Below are 20,224 nucleotides of genomic sequence, written 5' to 3'. Positions count from 1 at the left end.
CGCGTATCGGGAACAGCCCCGGGTGGGGTTGCTACCGTGAATCGATGATCTCCTCTCCTCAGGATGACGAAGCCGCGCCGCCCGCGACCGACGAGAATCCGACGGGATCGGGAACCGCGAAGCGCCCGGCCGGCAAGAGGCCGGCCGCGAAGCGTCCCGCGTCTGCCGCGAAGGTGCGCTCGGCGAGTCAGGCGGAGGAGGACCGGGGCGGCACGCCCGCGGGCGACGGCTCGGCGGCGGGCCCCGGCACGGCGGTGACGAAGAGGCCGTCCTCCCCACGCAAGCCCGCGTCCGCGCGGAAGTCGCCGGCGAAGCGGCCTGCGAGCAGCGAGGCGAGGGCAGAGGATGCGGGGCCGGCGGAGGCCGAGATCGCGGCCGCGACCGGCGGGGCGGAGTCCGACGCTCCCGCCACCACTCCCGTCGCCCTGGTCGCCCCCGTCCCGGCGCGCGAGCGCGAGCCCGAGCCCGTGCCCGTGCCTGAGCCCGAGCCCGAGCCCGAGCCCGAGCCCGAGCCCGAGCCGGAGCCGGAGCCGGAGCCGGTGCAGGAGCCAGAGCGCCTGCCCGAGGCTGAGGAGCCGGCGTCGGTGCCCGCGGCAGGCCCGGCCGACGCCGCTCCCGCGCTGTCGCTGCGCGGAGTGTCGCGCGCCTACGGGGGCACCACGGCCGTGGCGGGCATCGACCTGACCGTGCCTGCGGGGTCCTTCTACGGTCTCGTCGGCCCCAACGGCGCGGGCAAGACCACGACGCTGTCCATGATCGCCGGGCTGCTGCGACCGGATCGCGGCGAGATCCGCGTGGGCGGCGTCGACATGGCGCAGAACCCTCGTGCGGCGAAGGCGCAGATGGGCGTGCTGCCGGACCGGCTGCGCACGTTCGACCGCCTCACGGGGCGTCAGCTGCTCTACTACTTCGGGGTCCTGCGCGGGCTCAAGCCGGCCGTCGTCGCGCAGCGCACCGCCGATCTTGCGCGCGCGTTCGACCTCACTGACGCGCTGGGCCGCGTGGTGTCGGACTACTCGGCGGGCATGACGAAGAAGGTCATGCTCGCGGGCGCCATGATCCACTCCCCGCGATTGCTCGTGCTCGACGAGCCGTTCGAGGCGGTGGACCCCGTCTCGTCCGCGAGCATCCTGGACATCCTCACGGCCTACGTGTCGCGCGGCGGCACCGTGCTGCTCTCCAGCCACGGCATGGACCTCATCGAGCGCGTCTGCACGCGCGTCGCCGTGATCGTGGCCGGGCAGCTGCTCGCGGAGGGCACGGTCGACGAGGTGAAGGGCGAGCTCACTCTCGAGCAGCGGTTCGCGGAGCTGTCGGGCGGCGTGAGCAGCATGGAGGGCCTCGAGTGGTTGCACACGTTCTCCGACTGAGGCTCGCACTCCTGCTCGGCGCGCTGCGGGGTCCCGTGGTGCGCACGGCATGGCGGGCCGCAGGGGTCGTGCTGCTGGTGGTGGTGGTCGCCGCCGTGTGCACCGGCACGCTCTCCCTCGTCGACGCGTCGACACCCGTCGCGTTCGCTCTCCTCGTGCTCGCCGGGGCCGCCATCGTGGTGTCGTTCGCCGTGGGCCCCGTGGTCGCGGGGGCCGTCGATCCCCTCGACCCGCGCCGCTTCGCGGTGCTCGGCCTCCAGCCGCGCCCGCTGGCCGGAACGCTCGCGCTCGCCAGCCTCGTGAGCATGCCCGCGCTGGCCGTCATCGCCTTCGACGTCTGCGCCGCCATCGTGTGGTCGGCGCACGGCGTGCCGGTGTTCGTGAGCGTCCTCACCGCGATCCTGCACGTCGCGACGTGCGTGCTGCTGGCACGCCTGAGCATGGCTTTCGGCGCATCCGTGCTGCGCACTCGTCGCACCCGGGAGCTGTCGGGGCTGTTCGTGCTGGGGGTCGTGGTGGTCCTCGTGCCCGTCGTGGTCTTCCTGTCCTCCCTCGAATGGGGCGGCCGGGTGCCCTCGGCGCTCGCGACCGCCGCCGACGTGCTCGCGCTCACCCCGCTCGGAGCCGCTGCGGCGCTCCCCGGGGCGCTCGCGCTCGACGACGGCTCGGCCGCGTGGCTGGCCGCGCTCGTCGGCGTCGCAACGCTGGCGCTCTCCGCCGGAGGCTGGATCGCGACGGTCGAGCGGGCCCTGACGACGACCGAGAACCCGGTCGAGACGCGGGCCCGGGGCGGGCTCGGCTGGTTCGCGCTCGTCCCGGGAACGGCGGCGGGGGTCGTCGCGGCGCGCAGTCTGGTGTACTGGCTGCGCGACAGTCGTTACCTCGTCAACATCGCGATCATCCCGATCGCGGGCCTGCTGCCGACGATCCCCCTCCTCGTGGCGGGCGTGCCGCCCCAGATCGTCGCCCTCGTGCCCGTCCCGATCATGGCCCTGTTCTTCGGATGGCTGCCGCACAACGATGTCGCCTACGACTCCACCGCCATCTGGGTGCACGTCGCCAGCGGCGTCCGCGGCCTGGCGGATCGGGCGGGGCGGCTCGTCCCCGTCGCCTTCATCGCGATCCCGGTGCTCGCCCTCGCCATTCCGCTCGCGGTCGCGATGTACGACCGGTGGGCGGTGCTCCCCGCGATGGTCGGGGTGAGCGCCGCTCTCTTCCTCATCGGTCTCGGGCTGTCGAGCGTCGCATCGGTGCTGGCGCCGTATGCGGTGTCCCGCCCCGGGGACAGCCCCTTCCAGCAGCCGCAGCGCTCGGAGTCGAGCGGGGTCGCGGCGCAGACGGCGGTCATGATCGGCACCGTCGTGCTGAGCGCCCCCACGCTGTGGCTCGGCTGGCTGACGATCACGGACGACGTGTCGTGGGCGCTGCCGGCCCTGTGGACCGGGCTGGGCAGCGGTGTCGGCGTTCTGCTCGCGGGGCTCACGGCCGGATCCTGGCTGTTCGAGCGGCGGGGGGAGCGGATCATGGAGTTCGCCGGCACGACCTGACGCGGCGGGGCTAAACTGGGCCGCTATGAGCACCCCGCTTGACAGCCCCGACCAGGGCGGTACCGCCCTCCTCGATCGCGAGCTCGAGGAGCTGCTGCGCGAGGAGACGAGCGAGCCCGGCGATCACGAGCGCTTCTCGCACTACGTCAAGAAGGACAAGATCCTCGAGTCCGCGATCACGGGAAAGCCCGTGCGGGCGCTCTGCGGCAAGAAGTGGACCCCCGGCCGCGACCCCGAGAAGTTCCCCGTGTGCCCGACGTGCAAGGAGATCTACGAGTCGCTCAACTCGTGACCGCCGCGCCGGTCGCCGCTCAGGAGTCGCCGGCGTCCACGTAGACGGTGGGGATGGCCGGGTCGGAGCGGCTGAGCGCCAGCGCGCGGATCGGGAGCTCTTCGCGCACGCGCAGGTGGTGCTCGCGCGCGGCCGCGACCCCCGCCGGTCCCTCGTGTTCCGCGACGGGTTCGCCGTCGATCACGAGCGGGACCTGCAGCGGGCGGGCATCCGGGTAGGCCGACGGCTGAGCCGCCTGTTCGAAGCCGTCGGAGACCTCGATCAACTCGCTCTGCGCGACCCCGTCGGTCCGGCGACGGAACGCGGTCTTGCGGCCGCCCTGGGAGCCCTTGCCCTCGGCTGTCTTGGCGACCGAGACCCAGCCGCCGTCGGCTCCCTGACGCGCGACGAGCTTGTAGACCATCCCGGCCGTGGGGTGGCCCGACCCCGTGACGACCGACGTCCCGACCCCGTACGCGTCCACGGGGGAGGCCGCGAGCGCGGCGATCGCGTACTCGTCGAGGTCGCTCGTGACGGTGATCCGCGTCTTCGTCGCCCCCAGCCGGTCGAGCTGGGCGCGGACCGACGCGGCGACGGCGGGCAGGTCGCCCGAGTCGATGCGTACGCCGCCGAGGCCCGTCCCTGCGACCGCGATCGCCGTCTCCACGCCCCGCTCGATGTCGTACGTGTCCACGAGCAGTGTGGTGCCCGGACCGAGCGCGTCGACCTGCGCGCGGAACGCGTCCTCCTCGCTGTCGTGCAGCAGCGTCCAGGAGTGCGCCGCCGTCCCCATGGTGGGGATGCCCCAGCGGCGCCCGGCCTCGAGGTTGCTCGTCGCGCTGAAGCCGGCGACGTAGGCCGCGCGCGCGGCGGCGACGGCCGCGGACTCCGACGCTCGCCGCGAGCCCATCTCGGCGAGCGGCCGGTCCCCGGCGGCCACGCTCATGCGGGCGGCGGCCGTCGCGACGGCGGAGTCGTGGTTCATGACGCTCAGGGCGATCGTCTCGAGGATCACGGCGTCCGCGAAACTGCCCTCAACGGTCAGGACGGGGGAGCCCGGGAAGTACAGCTCGCCCTCGCGGTACCCCGTGATCGAGCCGGTGAACCGGTAGCCCTCCAGATACGCGACGGCCTCCGGGCTCACGACCCGCTCGTCGCGCAGGTAGCGCAGTTCGTCCTCGCCGAAGCGGAACTCCCGCAGCAGCCCCAGCAGCCGACCCGTGCCGCCCACGACGCCGAAGCGACGACCGCCCGACAGCCGCCGGGCGAACAGCTCGAAGAGACAGTGGCGACGGGCCGTGCCGTCCCGCAGCGCGGCGTCGAGCATGGTCAGCTCATAGCGGTCGGTCAGCAGAGCCGTCGAGGCACTCATAGGGGCAACCCTAGCCCCGCCCCGCGCGCGCAGGACCGACCGACACCACGCGGGCGTCGTGTGCCTGGCGGAGGGGTGGTGAGGCGGCGCGGGTACGCTGGGGCATCATGAACGACGCGCCGATCGGGATCTTCGACTCGGGGGTGGGCGGTCTCACGGTCGCGCGGGCGATCGGCGACCAGCTCCCCCGGGAGTCGATCCTCTACATCGGAGACACGGCGCACTCGCCCTACGGCCCGAAGCCGATCGCGGACGTCCGGCGCTACGCCCTCGAGGTGCTCGACACGCTGGTGGAGCAGGGCGTGAAGATGCTCGTCATCGCGTGCAACACCGCCTCCGCGGCGATGCTGCGGGATGCCCGTGAGCGGTACTCCGTGCCGGTCGCCGAGGTGATCGGCCCGGCCGTGCGCACCGCGATGTCCACCACGCGCAACGGGCGGATCGGCGTGATCGGGACCGAGGGCACGATCGGTTCCGGGGCATACCAGGACATGCTGGGCGTCAACGCGGCGCTCGAGGTCTTCACGGCCGCGTGCCCCCGCTTCGTCGAGTTCGTCGAGGAGGGCAGGACCGATTCTCCCGAGGTGCTCGCGGTCGCCGAGGACTACCTCGCGCCGCTGCGGCACGCGGATGTGGACACGCTCGTGCTGGGATGCACGCACTATCCGTTCCTCAAGGGCGCGATCAGCTACGTCATGGGTCCGGACGTCTCGCTCGTCTCGAGCGACTCCGAGACCGCGAAGGACGTCTACCGCCAACTCGTCAGCCGCGACCTGCTGGCGGGGCCCGACGCCGTGCCGCGCCACGAGTACGAGGCCACCGGGGCCGCGACCGACGACTTCGCACGGCTCGCGAACCGCCTGCTGGGACGCGAGGTCCGCGACGTGCGCCTGGTGCGCACGGGCGCGATCGACCTCACATCGCTCTGACCGATCTTCCGCACCCGATCTTCCGCACCCGACCGATCTTCCGCACCCGACCGAACGAGGAGCCCATGACCATCACGCGCGCGGACGGCCGCACCCCCGACCAGCTCCGGCCCATCACGATCGAGCGGGGGTGGAGCGCCCAGGCGGAGGGTTCGGCGCTGATCAGCTTCGGCGGCACGAAGGTGCTGTGCACCGCGTCGTTCACGAACGGCGTGCCGCGCTGGCTCACGGGCCAGGGCAAGGGATGGGTCACGGCCGAGTACGCCATGCTCCCGCGCGCCACCAACTCCCGCAACGACCGCGAGAGCGTGAAGGGACGCATCGGCGGTCGCACGCACGAGATCTCGCGGCTCATCGGACGGGCACTGCGCGCGGTGGTCGACACCAAGGCGCTCGGCGAGAACACGATCGTCATCGACTGCGACGTGCTGCAGGCCGACGGCGGCACGCGCACGGCGGCGATCACCGGCGCGTTCGTCGCGCTCGCCGACGCGATCGAGTGGGGCCGCCAGAAGAAGTTCATCGGCCAGAAGGCCCAGGTGTTGCGCGATTCCGTGGCCGCGGTGTCGGTCGGCGTGGTCGACGGCGCGCCCCTGCTCGACCTGGCGTACGTCGAGGACGTGCGCGCCGACACTGACATGAACGTGGTCGTCACCGGCCGCGGGCTGTTCGTCGAGGTGCAGGGAACCGCCGAGGGCGCGCCGTTCGACAAGGCCGAGCTCGACGCCCTGCTCGAGCTCGCGGTCGCCGGAGCCGCTCAGCTGAGCGCGCACCAGCGGGCTGTCCTGGGCGAGGGGGCGTGATGTCGCGGATCGTCCTGGCGACGCACAACCCGCACAAGGTCGCGGAGTTCCAGGGGATCGTCGCGCGCGTCCGGCCCGACCTGGAGGTCGTGCCGTACGACGGCCCGGAACCCGTCGAGGACGGCACGACGTTCGCCGAGAACGCGCTCATCAAGGCACGTGCGGCGGCCGTGCACACGGGACTGCCGGCGCTCGCCGACGACTCCGGGGTCTGCGTGGACGTGCTCGGCGGATCGCCCGGGGTGTTCTCGGCCTACTGGGCGGGCCACGCGAAGGACGACGCCGCCAATCTCGCTCTGCTCCTGGATCAGCTCGCCGACGTCCGCGATCCCCATCGCGGAGCCCACTACAACTCCACGATCGCGCTGGTGACGCCCGCAGGGGAGGAGCACACGGTCGAGGGGATCTGGCCGGGGCGACTGGCCCGGGAACCGCGCGGAGAGGGTGGCTTCGGGTACGACCCCGTCTTCATCCCCGCCGGTCAGGACGGCCCGGAACGCACCGTGGCCGAGTGGAGCGCGGCGGAGAAGAACGCCGCTTCGCATCGCGCTCGCGCGTTCATCGCGCTCGAGCCGCTGCTCGCCGCGCTCTGACCACGCGGCCGCCAGCGACGGCACGGGCCGTCAGTGGACGGCGGCGAGCAGCACGCCGACACCGACGAACAGCGAGCCGAAGAGGCGTCCGAGGAACTTCTGTCCCGATGCGCTCGTCGTCAGGCGGGCCAGTCCGCGTGCCGCGGTGGCGAAGAAGAACCACATCACCGTGACGTCGATGACCACGACGGTCGCGGCGAGCACGGCGTACTGCGTCAGCAGCGGCTGGTCGGGCCGGACGAACTGGGGCACGAAGGCGACGAAGAACACGATCGCCTTGGGGTTGGTGAGGTTCACGAGCAGGCCCCGCCGGAGCATCGGCAGGGCGCGCTCCGGCCGGGGCGGAACCGTGACGCCGTCCGCTCCGACGACCGGGCGCGCAAGGAACTGCCGGACGCCGAGGAAGATCAGGTACGCGGCCCCGAGGTAACGGATGACGTCGAACAGAAGCGGCGAGCTCGCCACCAGCACGCCGACACCGGCGGCGACGATAACGATGTGCACGAGCAGCGCGAGTTGCTGCCCGAGGATGCCCCAGAGCGAGCGGCGCCAGCCGGAGGCGATCGAGTTCGCCATCGTGTTGACGGCGCCCGCGCCCGGCGTCAGGGAGATGACGATCCCCGCCCCGACGAGGGTGAGCCAGAGCGAGAACGACACCAGAAGATCCTAGGCGTGTGACGAACCCGTGACCTGCCTTGGTGGTGCTCAGGGTGAGGCGGCATCATGGAAGAGAGCTGCGGGATGCGGCTCCCGGACGATGGTCAAGTACCCGGTGCGCGACAAGACTTGCCAAGGAGCAGGCCATGTCATGGATCGTCCTCATCCTCTCCGGTGTGCTCGAGGCCGTGTGGGCCACGGCGCTCGGACGCTCGCAGGGGCTGACGAAGCTCTGGCCCTCGGTCGTCTTCGCCGTCGGGCTGGTGGCGAGCATGGCCGGGCTCGCCTGGGCGATGCGCGAGATCCCCACGGGCACGGCGTACGCCGTGTGGGTCGGGATCGGCGCGGCGCTCACGGTCGCCTATGCGATGGCCACGGGCGCCGAGCCCGTCTCCTGGATCAAGACGCTGCTGATCCTGGGCTTGGTGGCGTGCGTGATCGGGCTGAAGCTCGTGACCGACCCCGGGCACTGACCCGGCCGGCGCCCCGCACGGGGGCTCCGCGCGACTGAGAATCGGCATCGTTCCCGAGTTCCGGAATCGGGCCTGACCGGCACAACGGCCGCCGTAGCCTGGGGGCATGCACGACCACGCGATCCCCCGCGGTGTCCGCAGCGGCGACAGCCGCCGCCTGCTCGCGATCTCGCTCGCCATCACCGCGAGCGTGTTCGTGGTGCAGGTCGTCGGCGCGCTGCTCACCGGGTCGCTCGCGCTGCTCGCCGATGCCGCGCACATGCTCACCGATGCCGCCGCGCTGCTCATCGCACTCGTCGCGAGCACGGTGGCCGCCAGGCCCGCCGACGACCGCCGCACGTACGGCTACCAGCGCGCCGAGGTGTTCGGCGCACTGGTGAACGCCGTCGTGCTGATCGCGCTGTGCGGCTGGATCGCGTTCGAGGGCGTCACGCGGTTGCTGGCCCCGGGGGAGGCGGAGATCGCGGGCGGCTGGATGCTCGCGGTCGCGCTCGCCGGACTCGTCGCGAACGCGGTCGCGGCGTGGCTGCTCAGCCATGCGCAGAAGCGCAACATGAACGTGCGGGGCGCCTACCTGGAGGTGCTGGGCGACCTGGCGGGATCCGTGGCGGTCATCGCCGCCGCGGTCGTCATCCTCCTGACGGGATGGACCCGGGCCGACGCCGTCGCGTCGCTGGTGATCGCGGCGTTCATCGTGCCGCGCGCGATCGGGCTGCTGCGCGAGGTCGTATCCGTGCTGTCGGAGTCCGCGCCGCGGGGCACGGAGGTCGCGGACATCCGCGAGCACCTGCTCGGGGCTCCGGGCGTGCGCGAGGTGCACGACGTGCACGTGTGGCAGCTCACCCGGGGCGCGCCCGTCTTCACGGCACACGTCGTGGTCGAGCGCGACGCTCTCGCGGAGGACGGGGGATCCCGTCTCCTCGCCGAACTGCAGGGCTGTCTCGCGGATCACTTCGACGTCGCCCACTCGACGATCCAGCTCGAGCCCGTGGGGCACGAGGACCGGGACAGCGCACCCCACCGCTGAGTTCGCGCCGGCGTCGCTGCGGCGTCAGGGCTCACGCACGACGTCGCCCGGAGCCTTGTCCGGGCGCAGGCCCCGCCAACGGGCCTGGCGGAGGTTTCCGCCCGGTGTCCACTCCGCGAACTCGACCTCGCCGACGAGCTCGGGCCGCACCCAGTGCGCCTCGCGGGCGTCGGGCGCCGGCACCCCGTGGAAGGGGTTCGCTTCCGCGCGCAGGGGCTCGAGCGTGGCGGACAGCTGGCGCAGGGCGCGCTCGCTGAACCCCGTCCCGACGCGGCCCACGTAGGCCAGCCCTTCATCGTCCGGCACGCCCAGCAGGAGGGATCCGATCGTGCCGCTGCGTCCCCCGCGGCCCGGACGGACTCCTCCGATCACGACCTCCTGCGTACGGGTCAGCTTCAGCTTGAGCCACCGGTCGGACCTGCCGGAACGATAGGGGGAGCGCGGGTCTTTCGCCACGACGCCCTCGAGATCGTGCTCCCGCGCCACGGCCAGCGCGTGCTCGACATCGTCGAACACCGGGGGCACGGCGATCGCGTCGCCCGCTGCCGCGGCGATGCGCTCCAGCACGCCCCTCCGGTCGGCCAGCGGACGCGAGACGAGATCGGCGCCGTCCGCCGACAGCACGTCGAAGAGGTACAGCCGCACGGGCGTTCGGCGCATCTCGGCCGCGATCTCGTGATCCCGGCTGAGGTGCATGCGGTTCTGCAGCAGCGAGAAGCTCGGCCGTCCCCCGCCGTCGAGCGCGACGACCTCGCCGTCGACGACGGCGTCGGCCGCCTCGAACCGCGCGGCACCGGGAGCCGTGAGCTCCGGATAGCGTTCCGTGATGTCGGTGCCGCTGCGCGCGAACAGCCGCAGGCGTCCGCCCCGCCACACGCCCAGCGCGCGCACGCCGTCCCACTTCATCTCGGCCCACGCGTCCGCGCCCATCGAGCGCGCGAGCCCCGCGGACCCGTGCGCGGCGAGCATGGGTGCGGGCGGACGCGATCCGGCCCCCTCGGGCTTCGAAGGCTCGGACTCGGCCGGCGCGGGATTCGCATCCGCCGGATCCGCCGGATCCGCGGACGATGCAGCACCGTCCGCGGAGAGGGCCTGGGCCTGCGACGCGGCGGGCGCCGACCTGCCGGGCTGCTCTTTCGTGCGGTGCAGGAGCCACTGGGATTTCTCGCCCTGGCCGCTCGTGCGGATCAGGGCGAGCCGCGCGGACCCCAGCGGGCCGCCGGGACGGCCGTGCAGCGTGAGGATGAGCTCGTCGTCGCGCCACTTCTCGAGCTCGTAGGCGCCGGCGTCCCAGATCGTCATGCGTCCGGCGCCGTACTCGCCGCGGGGGATCTCGCCCTCGAAGGTCGCATAGGCCAGGGGGTGGTCCTCGGTCTGTACGGCGAGGTGATTGCGCCCGCTCGTCTCCGGCACGCCCTTCGGAACGGCCCAGCTCACCAGCACGCCGTCGCGCTCGAGCCGCAGGTCGAAGTGGAGCCGCCGAGCCTCGTGTCGCTGGATCACGAACCGCGGGTGCTGTCCGCTCGCCGCCGGGGCGGCGTCCTCGGGCATGGGCTCCGGCGTCCGGGCGGGGTCGCGCTTCGCGGCGTACGCGCGCAGCGCGCCCGGCTCGCCGCCGGTGCCGGCCGCCAGGGCCGCCAGGGGGTCTCCCATCCGTTCGACTCGGTCGAGCACCTCGTCGAAGCGGAGGTGGCGCAGCTGCGGGTCCTCCAGCTCCTCCCACGTGCGGGGAGCGGCGACCCACGGCTTGGGGCGCCCGCGCAGGGAGTAGGGCGCGATGGTCGTCTTCTTGCCGTTGTTCTGGCTCCAGTCCACGAGCACGCGACCCGGTCGGACGGCCTTGCTCATCGAGCTCACCACGAGCTTCGGGTGGTCCGCCTCCAGAGCTTGAGCGAGGGCCTTCGCCACGGCCGAGACATGGGCGCTCGTCTGAGAACCGGGAAGCCGCGCGTACAGGTGGATGCCCTTGCTGCCGCTCGTCACCGGCAGCGGGTCCAGACCCATGCCGTGCAGGATGTCGCGAGCCAGCCGCGCCACCTCCGCGCACTCGGGCAGCCCCATGCCCGGCCCGGGATCCAGGTCGAGCACGAGCCGGTCGGGCAGCCCCGGCGCGCCGCCGTCCGGCCCGGAGTGCCCGGTGTCGGCTGAGGCGGCGATGCGCCACTGCGGCACGTGCAGCTCGAGGCTGGCGACCTGCGCGAGGTACACGAGCGTGGCGGCGTCGTCGACGAGAGGGTAGGCCTTGCCCCCGGTCGAGTGCTCGATCGTCACACGCGGGATCCACTCGGGCGCACCGCGCTCGAGGTCCTTCGCGAAGAAGGACGGCAGGGGATCCGCGACCGTGCCGACCCCGTCCACCCAGCGCTTGCGCGTGACCGGCCGCCCCGCCACGTGCGGCAGCAGCACGGGGGCGATGCGCCACATGTAGTCGATCACCTCGCCCTTGGTGGTGCCCGTCTCCGGGTACATCACCTTGTCGAGGTTCGTCACGCGCAGGCGGCGCCCTCCGACGCGCACCGTCTGTGGTGCGGCGTCGCGCTCGGAGGGTGACATGCACTCAGGCTATGGCGTGTGGCAGCGGTGGAATCAAGCCCCTGGCCGTGACGGGTGTGACGGGTGTTGACTGGGCTCATGAGGTCGATCTGGAAAGGTGCGCTCACCTTCGGGCTCGTGAACGTGCCCGTGAAGGTGTACGCGGCGACGGAGGACCACGACGTGTCGCTTCACCAGGTGCACAACGCGGATGGCGGGCGCATCCGGTATCAGCGTCGCTGCGAGGTGTGCGGGGAGATCGTGGCGTATGCGGACATCGACCGCGCGTACGATGACGGGGACCGCACGGTCGTCCTGACCGACGAGGACCTCAAGTCGCTTCCCTCCGAGCGCAGCCGCGAGATCGACGTCGTGGAGTTCGTTCCGAGCGAGCAGGTCGACCCCATCACGTTCGACAAGTCGTACTTCCTCGAGCCCGACTCGGCGTCGCCCAAGGCCTACGTGCTGCTGCGCCGCACGCTCGAACAGACGGACCGCACGGCGATCGTGCGCTTCTCCCTCCGGCAGAAGACGCGTCTGGCGGCGTTGCGCGTGCGCGGCGACGTGCTCATGCTCCAGACCCTGCTGTGGTCCGACGAGGTGAGACAGGCGGCGTTCCCGTCGCTGGAGACCGACGTGAAGATCTCGAAGAAGGAGCTCGAGCTGTCGGCGAGTCTCGTCGAGAGCTTCTCGAGCGACTTCGACCCCGACGAGTACGTGGACGAGTACCAGAAGGAGCTGCGCACGCTCATCCAGGCCAAGCTCGAGAAGGGCGACGCGATCGACACGGACGCGACCTTCGGCGAGGAGAGCGAGGAAGGCGGCGAGGTCATCGACCTCATGGAGGCGCTGCGCGCCAGCGTCGAGCGATCCCGGGCCTCCCGCGGCGGAAAGGCCGACGGGGAGAAGGACGCGGACGGCGGCGAAGCGGATGCCGGCGAGGCGCGTGACGGCGACGCGGACAAGCCCAAGCGGAAGCGCTCCAAGAAGGCGTCCTAGCCGGGCCTCCCCGGATGTCGGCGCCGTGGCGTCCGGCGGTCAGAGGTCGAGGTCAGAGGCGGATGTCCGGGCGTCCGTCGCCGTCGAGGTCCGCGCCACGTTCGAAGACCTCCGGCTCGAGCACGAGCTCCTCGGCGGGCGGCGGCGCGACGACGGTCTTCGCCTTGCGCCGCTCGGCCAGGTAGTGCCACAGCGTGACGAGCACCGTCCCGCCGACGGCCGCGATCAGGATGACGTCGATGTACTCGGTGACGACGTCGCTCACGAACGGGATGAAGGCGATCAGGTAGCCGAGCATGGTCAGCCCGAAACCCCACAGCAGGGCCCCGATCAGGTTGTAGAGCGTGTATCGCCGCCACGGCATGTGGCCGACCCCGGCCGCGACCGGTGCGAACGTGCGCACGATGGGCACGAAGCGGGCGACCACGATCGTGAGCCCGCCGAACCTCTCGAAGAACGCGTTGGTGCGCTGGACGTTCTTGGTGCTGAACAGGCCCGATTCCTTGCGCTCGAACACGGCGGGCCCGCCCTTGTGACCGATCATGTATCCGACCTCGCCGCCCACGAACGCCGCCAGTGCGATGAGGCCGCTCGCCACCCAGATGTTCACGCCGAACACGTTGACGGTGTTGGTCAGCACGCCCGCGATGATCAGGAGCGTGTCGCCGGGCAGCAGGAAGCCGACGAGCAGGCCCGTCTCCGAGAACACGATGAGGCACACGACGAGGAGGGCCCATGGACCTGCCGCCTCGATGATGGATTGCGGGTCCAGCCAGGGGATGAGTGCGGTCGGGCGCAACGGGGGTCTCGTCTCGGGTGATGGCGTGTGCTGCGTGGGGTCGCGGGGAGGGGCTTTCGGACGAGCATGCTCGTCCCGGCTCTCGACCGGCCGTGCGGAAGGTGGGACTTGAACCCACACGCCCGGAGGCACAGGAACCTAAATCCTGCGTGTCTGCCAATTTCACCACTCCCGCGTGACGTTCAGTGTAACGACCGCCGCGCCGGCCGCCTTCGCCATATCGGCATGCCTGTTGGCCGGTGACCCTGTTGCTGACATGCATCTGTGAGTATCGTGTGCGGCAAGTGTCAACACGCCCGCGCGGGGGGACGAGCGAGGAGACCTGCATGGATCAGCCCATACGTCGTCGACGTCCACGGATCGCGGAGGCGAGGCGCGGCGTGCCGCGCCGGATGCTCGCGGGGGCGTTGACCACGCTCCTCGCGGTCGCCGGGCTCGTCGTGGTTCCCGCTCAACCGGCCGCGGCCGCGCCGCCCACGGTCGAGACCGTGAACAACCCTGCGGGCGTCACGATGACGATGTTCGACTACTGGGTCACGGGCACGCAGTCGTCTCCGGACACCGCGATGGCGGGGTGCGATCCGTCGTACTACCGCGCGGGCATCAACGGCGCACCGGCCGGCAGCGACTTCTTCCCGACCGGACACGTGCTGAAGTTCGGCAAGCAGATCAAATGGACCGACTGCTACAACCGAGACCTCGGTGTCTACAACACGCTCAGCATCAACAAGACGATCCCGAACGGCAACCGAGGCGACATCCAGAACGTCGGTACGGGAACGGTCGAGCCGAGCCTGTCGGATTACGGCATGCCGGTCGTCGCCGCCCGTTCGGACCGCTTCGGCTCCAATCCGCGCGAGTCGCTCGGGTACCTCTTCGACCCTGCGGTGGAGAACCCGGGCAAGGCGTCGTACGACGTGAACAACCCGAACCTGTTCCAGTACGACTACGACACCGGCTTCCTGCGCTATGACTCGGCGGAGAACTACGCGTGGTTCGACGACGCGAACGGCCGCTTCGAGGTGTACGACCGGCCTTCGGCCATGCGCCCGAGCGGCAGCGGGCAGACGGTGGGCCAGTTCTTTCCCTTCAACTCGCCTGACGAGGTGTTCGCGGGCGAGACGCCGATCAACATGTCCGTCGAGGATCCGCGCCTGAACCACTACTTCGGCATGGCGATGCGCGCGTCGTTCTACCAGCCGCCGGGCGGCCGGGTGCAGACGCCCCAGGGAACGACCGAGGACATGGTCTTCAACTTCTCGGGCGACGACGACGTCTGGGTCTTCGTCGACGGGCAGCTTGCGATGGACCTCGGCGGAACGCACGGCATCGCGAACGGCTCGATCAACTTCGCCACGGGCGTCGTGACGACGTCCGTGGAGGGCGTGTCGGGGCAGCGCACGTCGACGCTTCCCGGCTGGAACGAGGGCGCGTTCGGCGACAACACCGTGCACGAGCTGGCGTTCTTCTACCTCGAGCGCGGCAACTACGTCTCGAACATGTCCCTCGAGTTCAACCTCAACACGTTGCCCGTCTCGACCGGGCACAAGGTCACCGAGGACGGTCAGCCGCTCGCCGGCGCCTCCTTCGCCCTCTACAACACCGGCTCCGACTATCAGGTCACGGGCGATGAGCCGCTCTGCACCGACGCGCCCGCCGCTCCGTGCCTCATCGGCGAGTACACCACGAGCAGCGCGCCGGGATCCGTGGGCGATTTCCCGCTGTTGCACCCCGACGGCAGCATGGTGGACTTCGGGGAGTACGAGACCGAGTACTTCGTGCTGCGCGAGACCGCGACGCCGATCGGATACCGCGCGCTGTCGAACGACGTGCAGATCCGCTATTCCGAGCTGCTCGACGACGTGGCCGGCTCCAACGGGCTCGAGGTGGTCAACTACGCCCAGACGGGCGTGTGGATCTCGTTCGACACCTGGGTGCGGCCCGCGTCGAACGTGGTCGACATCGTGACCGCAGACGGGACCGCCGTCGGGGACCTGGACATGCGGGAGGTCACTGCCTCCAGCCCGGCCGACGGGGGCAACGGCATGTACGCCCTGGTCGCGGCGATCGGCCCGGACGGCACCTATCACCCGCTGACGGGCAGCCATGACGACGGCTGGGCGTACGCCGACGGCTCGTTCGAGATGGCGGCCGGAAACGCGCTCACCACCAATGCGCAGGGCGTCATCACGGGCGGGCTCGACGGCGTCGACGCGCAGTGGCTGCACCCGGACTCGGGCACGTACCGCGCCGAGCTGGACGACCTGCCCGGCCTGCTGCGCGAGTACTGGACGCCAGGGGCCGACAACAGCGGGGCGAGATACGTCCTCCTCGTGTACATGCAGGACGGCGACGAGCGCCGCCTCCTCGACACGGCGGACTTCCAGCGCAACCGGGTCGCCGACGTCCGCATCCCGAACCGGTCGTTCGATCAGCTTCACCTGCGCAAAGTCGACGCGAGCGGAGCCCCGCTCGCCGGCGCCTCCTTCACGGTGTTCGGCGAGATCGAGTGCGAGGACGGCACGCGGGCGTGGACGCAGGGGTCGAGCACCCTGACCACCGATGCGTCCGGTGAGCTGACCCTCACGCCGGCCGACATCGCCCCGTACGTCGCGCCGGAGGGCTGCACGCGCACGGGTGCGCTGGAGATCCGGGAGACGCAGGCGCCCGAGGGCTACCTGCCGGTGCACCCCATTCCGGCGTGGCTCGACCGGAACGGCGTGCGCATCGATGCGGGCGACGAGGTGACCGACCCCCTCGACAGCGTCGCCGTCGAGCACGTCGTCCGCCGCATCTCGCAGCCCATCATCGGGCGCGGCATGAACGACGCGATGACGCGCGTGTCCGGTCTGGCGGACCTCAGCGCGGTGCGGGCCGCGCTCGTCACCGCCGATTCGCCGACCCCCGACTCCTGGTCCGCCCCGGTCGCGGAAGCGGACCTGCAGTACGACCAGGCGGCCGACGACGGAACCTATGTGGGGCTGGACGGCGATCCGGTCGTGCTGCGCACGGAGCACGGCTACAGCGATGTGCCCATCTATCCGGCGCAGGACACGGGCGGCGTCACGGCCGACACGGACATCTCGGGCTCGTTCAGCATCGACCAGACCGTCGTGATCACCGACCACCGCTCGGCGCTGGAGATCTCGAAGTCGGTCCAGGAGCCCGCCCCCGGCTACCTTCCGGACCTCGGCGAGCGGGAGTTCACGTTCGACGTGGCGGTCGACGGGCTGCCCGACGGTGAGTACCGCGTGGCGTACGTCGACGCGGCGACGGGCGCCGAGACGCGCGCGGAGATGGTCGCGTTCGCCGGCGGCGTCGCCCAGATCGTGCTGCATCACGGGGAGACCGCGCGCATCTACGACCTCCCGCTGGGCGCGGCGTTCACCGTCACGGAGACCGGGCTGCCACCGGGCTACTCGGTCGCGAGCCCGAGCGGCGGCACCGCGACGGGCACGATCCCGCCGGATGCGGCGGACGGCGCCGCCACCGTCGCCTTCGTGAACGAGTACGCCACGGAGGCCGAGTTCGTCATCCCGGCGACGAAGTCCCTGAGCGGACAGCCGCTCGACGCGGGGGACTTCACCTTCGTCATCACGCCGCAGAACGATCCGTCCCGCACCCTGGCGACGGGCACCAACGCGGCGGCCGCCGCGGGGGAGCCGGGCGCGATCCAGTTCGATGCCGATCCGTCCACGCCCGGTGACCAGCCGCTGCGTCTGACCACCGCGGAACTCCTCGAGGCGGTGGAGCAGGGCTGGGCCACGCGCAGCGGCAACATCGTCATCCTGCGGCTGCGTGTGGCAGAGGTCACTGACAACCTGCCGCCGGGGGTGACGCCGGGGCGCACGGTCGAGAACGTCTGGGTGCTGATCCGCGACAACGGCGACGGGACGGTCGACGCCGAGCCCTATCTCGGCGGCCGCCCGGCGGTGGAGTTCACGAACACGTATGCGACCGATGACGTGCCGGTGCCGTTCTACGCTCTGAAGACGCTCCAGAACGCTCCGGGCACTGCGCTGGCCATCGGCGAGATCGAGGGGGACTTCACCTTCGTGCTGCGCCCCGTGGGTGAGTTCGCCGCTATCGCGCCGATGCCGGACGGGACGCAGGGGGTGGGAGCCGACCGCTTCGTCGAGGAGGTGAACGACGCCGAGGGACTGGTCGACTTCGGTTCCGCGACGTTCTCGCTCGACCTGCTCGGCGGGGAGCCGACCCGCACCTTCACGTACGAGGTGACCGAGCGCCGCACGGAAGCGGGCGCGGCGCCGGGCGTGAGCGTGGACAGCGACCCGCAGACCTTCACGGTCACCCTGACCGACAACGGCGACGGCACGCTCGCGGTCGCGATCTCCGGCGACCCGCGTTTCGACTTCGTCAACACCTACTCGGTGGAGCCGGTCTCGGACGCGTTCGGCGTCGAGAAGGACCTCACTGGGCGCCCCTGGCAGGGTGGGGACGCGTTCACGTTCGTGCTGGAGGCGACCGGGCCCGGCGCGGCGAGCACGCCCATGCCGGGTGGCGCGAGCGGCACGCCTCCGACCGCGACGGTGACGATCGATGCCGACACGCCGGGGCTGGCGGCATCGTTCGGCGACATCGTGTACACGCAGCCGGGCGTCTACACGTACGTCATCTCCGAACAGCAGACGGGAGTCGGGGACGGCGTCGCCTTCTCCCAGGCCCGGTACGAGGTCGTCGTGACGGTCGCCGACAACGGCGACGGCACGATGACCCTGGACCGGCAGGTCACCCGCGTGGTCGGAGATGCGGGCGAGACGACGTCCGAGGCCGTGACCGGGAACGCGCTGTTCACGAACGCGTACACCGCTGCGCCGGCGGTCCTGGACGGCTTCGAGGCGACGAAGGGGCTGGACGGGCGCGCGCTGCGCGACGACGACCGCTTCGACTTCGTGCTGGTGCCGACCGGTCCGGCCGCCGCCACGACGCCGATGCCGGGCGACGCGGTCGGAGGCGAGGCCGCGGCATCCGCGGTCGCGCCCGACTGGACCGCTGTCTTCGGCGACATCCGCTACGGCACCGTGGGCACCTGGACGTACGAGGTCTTCGAACGTGCGCCCAGCCCCGGCGCGGAGGGCGTGACGTACTCGCAGGCGCGCTATCAGATCACGGTCACGGTCGCCGACGACGGCGCCGGATCGCTGACCGCGACGAGCGAGATCGTCCAGCTGCTCGACGACGCAGGCGGGACCGTCGGCGCACCGGCCTCGGACATGGCGTTCACGAACACCTACACGCCGCTCCCGGTGCGCGACGCGTTCCCCGTGGCCAAGGCCTTCGTGGACGCGGACGGCGTGGACGCCTGGACCGCGGACGACGAGTTCACGTTCGACCTCCGCCCGATCACAGCCGGAGCGCCGATGCCCGCCGACGCCGTGGGCGGCGTCGCGTCCGTGACCGTGGGCGCCGAGTTCCAGGGGACCGAGTTCGGCCAGATCGAGTACGCCGAGCCGGGCCTGTACCAGTACGAGATCGTGGAGCGGCCGCCGGCCGATCCTCTCGCCGGCGTGACGTACTCGCAGGCGCGTTACGTCGTGAGCGTCCTGGTGCAGCGCGAAGATGATCGGCTCACCGTGTCCCACGAGATCACGCAGGCGACGGCCGACGACGGCAGCGGCGACACGGTGCCGGGCGATCACCCGACGCCCGTGTTCACCAATCTGTACGAGGAGCCGACCGTGACGGCCGACATCCCCGTGCAGAAGGTGGTGACCGGTCGCGAGTGGAGCCGGGACGACGCGTTCATCTTCACCCTCACCCCGACCGGGCCGGAGGCGGGCACCGCCCCGCTCCCGCCCGGAGCCCAGGGCGGCATCGCCTCGGTCACGATCACGAACGCCACCCCCGACCACACGACGACGTTCGGCGAGATGGTCTTCACCGGGCCCGGCACCTGGACGTACCTGGTGGCGGAGGAGGTTCCCGACCCCACGGGCCCGGGCGAGCGCTGGTCGCTCGCCGAGTATCTCGTCACGGTCACCGTGACCGAGGCCCCGAACGGCGCCCTGTCCGCGCAGACCACGATCGAGCAGACGGTGGCGGACGACGGCGGCCCCGGGACGGGCGCCGCCGAGACGCCCGTGTTCACGAACCGGCATCTGCCGCCGGCGGAGGTCGAGATCCCCGTCGAGAAGCGGATCGAGGGCCGGGACTGGACGGCGGACGACGCGTTCGTGTTCACGCTCACCGCGACGGGCGACAACGCGGCGACGGCGCCTCTGCCGGATGGCGCGGTCGGGGGCGTCGCCACGGTCACGGCGACGGCCGACCAGCGTGCACCCGTGTTCCCGGCGATGGAGTACGTGGACATCGGCACCTGGACCTATCGCATCGCGGAGGTCGTGCCGTCCGCTCCGAGCGACGGCATGACGTACTCGCAGGCCGTGTACGACGTGACCGTCGAGGTCGCCGAGGCGGCAGGTGGGCTGGTCACCGAGGTGTCGTACACACAGGCCGCCGACGACGGCGGCGCGCCGACCGGAACGCCGGCGGACGCCGTCGTGTTCGTGAACACCTGGGTGCCCGAGGAGCCGCCGGGGCCGCCCCCGACCACCCCGCCGCCGACGGACCCGGGCACGCCTCCGGGGGCCGGCGGGCCGGAGGACCCCGGTCCTCTCCTGCCCGGGCGCCCGCTGCCGGCGACGGGGAGCGAGATCGCCACGTGGACGATCGCCGGGGCGGCCATCGCGCTCCTGCTCGGCGCAGCGCTCCTGCTGGCGTCGCGGCACCGCCGGCGCACGCGAGAGGCGGGTTCCGAGCCGGGCGCGCAGGACGAGTGACCCCGGCGGGGTAGCAGGCGCGCAACCGCAGGCGGCCCTGTGGACAACTTCG

At 71.6% G+C, this 20,224-nt stretch carries 14 protein-coding genes, 1 tRNA gene and 1 riboswitch; of the genes, 10 read left to right on the top strand and 5 right to left on the bottom strand.

Annotated elements, in window-relative coordinates; translation table 11 throughout:
• The first annotated feature begins 44 nt into the window (after nucleotides 1-44).
• The 3 genes from IEX37_RS05995 to IEX37_RS05985 are packed head-to-tail and all read left to right on the top strand — an operon-like array spanning nucleotide 45 to nucleotide 3,209.
• Complete coding sequence (locus IEX37_RS05995; protein ID WP_188755329.1) at nucleotides 45-1,370, top strand: ABC transporter ATP-binding protein; 1,326 nt, start codon at nucleotides 45-47, stop codon at nucleotides 1,368-1,370.
• The gene (locus tag IEX37_RS05990) at nucleotides 1,346-2,917 is read left to right on the top strand and encodes a hypothetical protein (protein ID WP_188755328.1); all 1,572 of its coding nucleotides are present in this window, start codon (nucleotides 1,346-1,348) and stop codon (nucleotides 2,915-2,917) included. Before IEX37_RS05995 ends, IEX37_RS05990 begins: the two co-directional genes overlap by 25 nt.
• A 25-nt stretch (nucleotides 2,918-2,942) precedes the next feature.
• Nucleotides 2,943-3,209, top strand: a complete 267-nt coding sequence (locus IEX37_RS05985) for a DUF3039 domain-containing protein (RefSeq protein ID WP_188755327.1) — start codon at nucleotides 2,943-2,945, stop codon at nucleotides 3,207-3,209.
• A 19-nt stretch (nucleotides 3,210-3,228) separates the two neighbouring features.
• On the opposite strand, the gene IEX37_RS05980 is transcribed toward IEX37_RS05985, so the two are convergent.
• Nucleotides 3,229-4,560 carry a nicotinate phosphoribosyltransferase gene (locus tag IEX37_RS05980; protein WP_188755326.1) on the bottom strand — a complete coding sequence of 444 codons (1,332 nt, stop codon included), beginning with the start codon at nucleotides 4,558-4,560 and terminating at the stop codon, nucleotides 3,229-3,231.
• A gap of 107 nt (nucleotides 4,561-4,667) precedes the next feature.
• Here IEX37_RS05980 and murI point away from each other — a divergent pair, with 107 nt between their 5' ends.
• From murI to rdgB, 3 genes are all read left to right on the top strand, one after another.
• On the top strand, nucleotides 4,668-5,489 hold the full coding sequence (murI, locus tag IEX37_RS05975) for a glutamate racemase (RefSeq protein ID WP_188755325.1): 822 nt from the start codon (nucleotides 4,668-4,670) through the stop codon (nucleotides 5,487-5,489).
• Nucleotides 5,490-5,554: 65 nt separating this feature from the next.
• On the top strand, nucleotides 5,555-6,292 hold the full coding sequence (gene rph / locus IEX37_RS05970; protein ID WP_188755324.1) for a ribonuclease PH: 738 nt from the start codon (nucleotides 5,555-5,557) through the stop codon (nucleotides 6,290-6,292).
• Nucleotides 6,292-6,885, top strand: a complete 594-nt coding sequence (rdgB, locus tag IEX37_RS05965; RefSeq protein ID WP_188755323.1) for an RdgB/HAM1 family non-canonical purine NTP pyrophosphatase — start codon at nucleotides 6,292-6,294, stop codon at nucleotides 6,883-6,885. The genes rph and rdgB overlap by 1 nt, the downstream gene beginning before the upstream one ends.
• Nucleotides 6,886-6,915: 30 nt before the next feature.
• On the opposite strand, the gene IEX37_RS05960 is transcribed toward rdgB, so the two are convergent.
• Entirely contained in the window at nucleotides 6,916-7,542 is a 627-nt protein-coding gene (locus IEX37_RS05960) for a LysE family transporter (RefSeq protein WP_188755322.1), read from the bottom strand.
• Between the two features lie 71 nt (nucleotides 7,543-7,613).
• A riboswitch (guanidine-III (ykkC-III) riboswitch) is annotated at nucleotides 7,614-7,679 on the top strand.
• Between the two features lie 9 nt (nucleotides 7,680-7,688).
• Between IEX37_RS05960 and IEX37_RS05955 the strand changes: the two genes are divergently transcribed.
• Nucleotides 7,689-8,015, top strand: coding sequence for a DMT family transporter (locus tag IEX37_RS05955; RefSeq protein WP_188755321.1), 327 nt, complete (start codon nucleotides 7,689-7,691; stop codon nucleotides 8,013-8,015).
• A 106-nt stretch (nucleotides 8,016-8,121) separates the two neighbouring features.
• Nucleotides 8,122-9,042: a cation diffusion facilitator family transporter gene (locus tag IEX37_RS05950; protein ID WP_188755320.1), complete on the top strand. Its 921-nt coding sequence runs from the start codon at nucleotides 8,122-8,124 to the stop codon at nucleotides 9,040-9,042.
• 24 nt (nucleotides 9,043-9,066) lie between these two features.
• On the opposite strand, the gene IEX37_RS05945 is transcribed toward IEX37_RS05950, so the two are convergent.
• Nucleotides 9,067-11,595: an ATP-dependent DNA ligase gene (locus tag IEX37_RS05945; protein ID WP_188755319.1), complete on the bottom strand. Its 2,529-nt coding sequence runs from the start codon at nucleotides 11,593-11,595 to the stop codon at nucleotides 9,067-9,069.
• 78 nt (nucleotides 11,596-11,673) lie between these two features.
• Here IEX37_RS05945 and ku point away from each other — a divergent pair, with 78 nt between their 5' ends.
• Nucleotides 11,674-12,573, top strand: coding sequence for a non-homologous end joining protein Ku (gene ku, locus IEX37_RS05940; RefSeq protein WP_188755318.1), 900 nt, complete (start codon nucleotides 11,674-11,676; stop codon nucleotides 12,571-12,573).
• Between the two features lie 52 nt (nucleotides 12,574-12,625).
• Here the strand turns inward: ku and IEX37_RS05935 are convergent, their stop codons facing one another.
• Both IEX37_RS05935 and IEX37_RS05930 read right to left on the bottom strand, forming a co-directional pair.
• Nucleotides 12,626-13,372 (bottom strand): DedA family protein, encoded by a 747-nt coding sequence (locus IEX37_RS05935; RefSeq protein ID WP_188755317.1) that lies wholly within the window; start codon nucleotides 13,370-13,372, stop codon nucleotides 12,626-12,628.
• A 93-nt stretch (nucleotides 13,373-13,465) separates the two neighbouring features.
• Nucleotides 13,466-13,547, bottom strand: a tRNA-Leu gene (locus IEX37_RS05930).
• Nucleotides 13,548-13,698: 151 nt separating this feature from the next.
• Here IEX37_RS05930 and IEX37_RS05925 point away from each other — a divergent pair.
• Complete coding sequence (locus tag IEX37_RS05925) at nucleotides 13,699-20,172, top strand: Spy0128 family protein (protein ID WP_188755316.1); 6,474 nt, start codon at nucleotides 13,699-13,701, stop codon at nucleotides 20,170-20,172.
• Nucleotides 20,173-20,224 lie beyond the last annotated feature (52 nt).

It is taken from the genome of Microbacterium album, from assembly GCF_014643695.1.
GTDB lineage: Bacteria > Actinomycetota > Actinomycetes > Actinomycetales > Microbacteriaceae > Microbacterium > Microbacterium album.
Note: the sequence above shows the minus strand (reverse complement) of the source record. Positions and strands in the feature narration are given on the sequence as shown.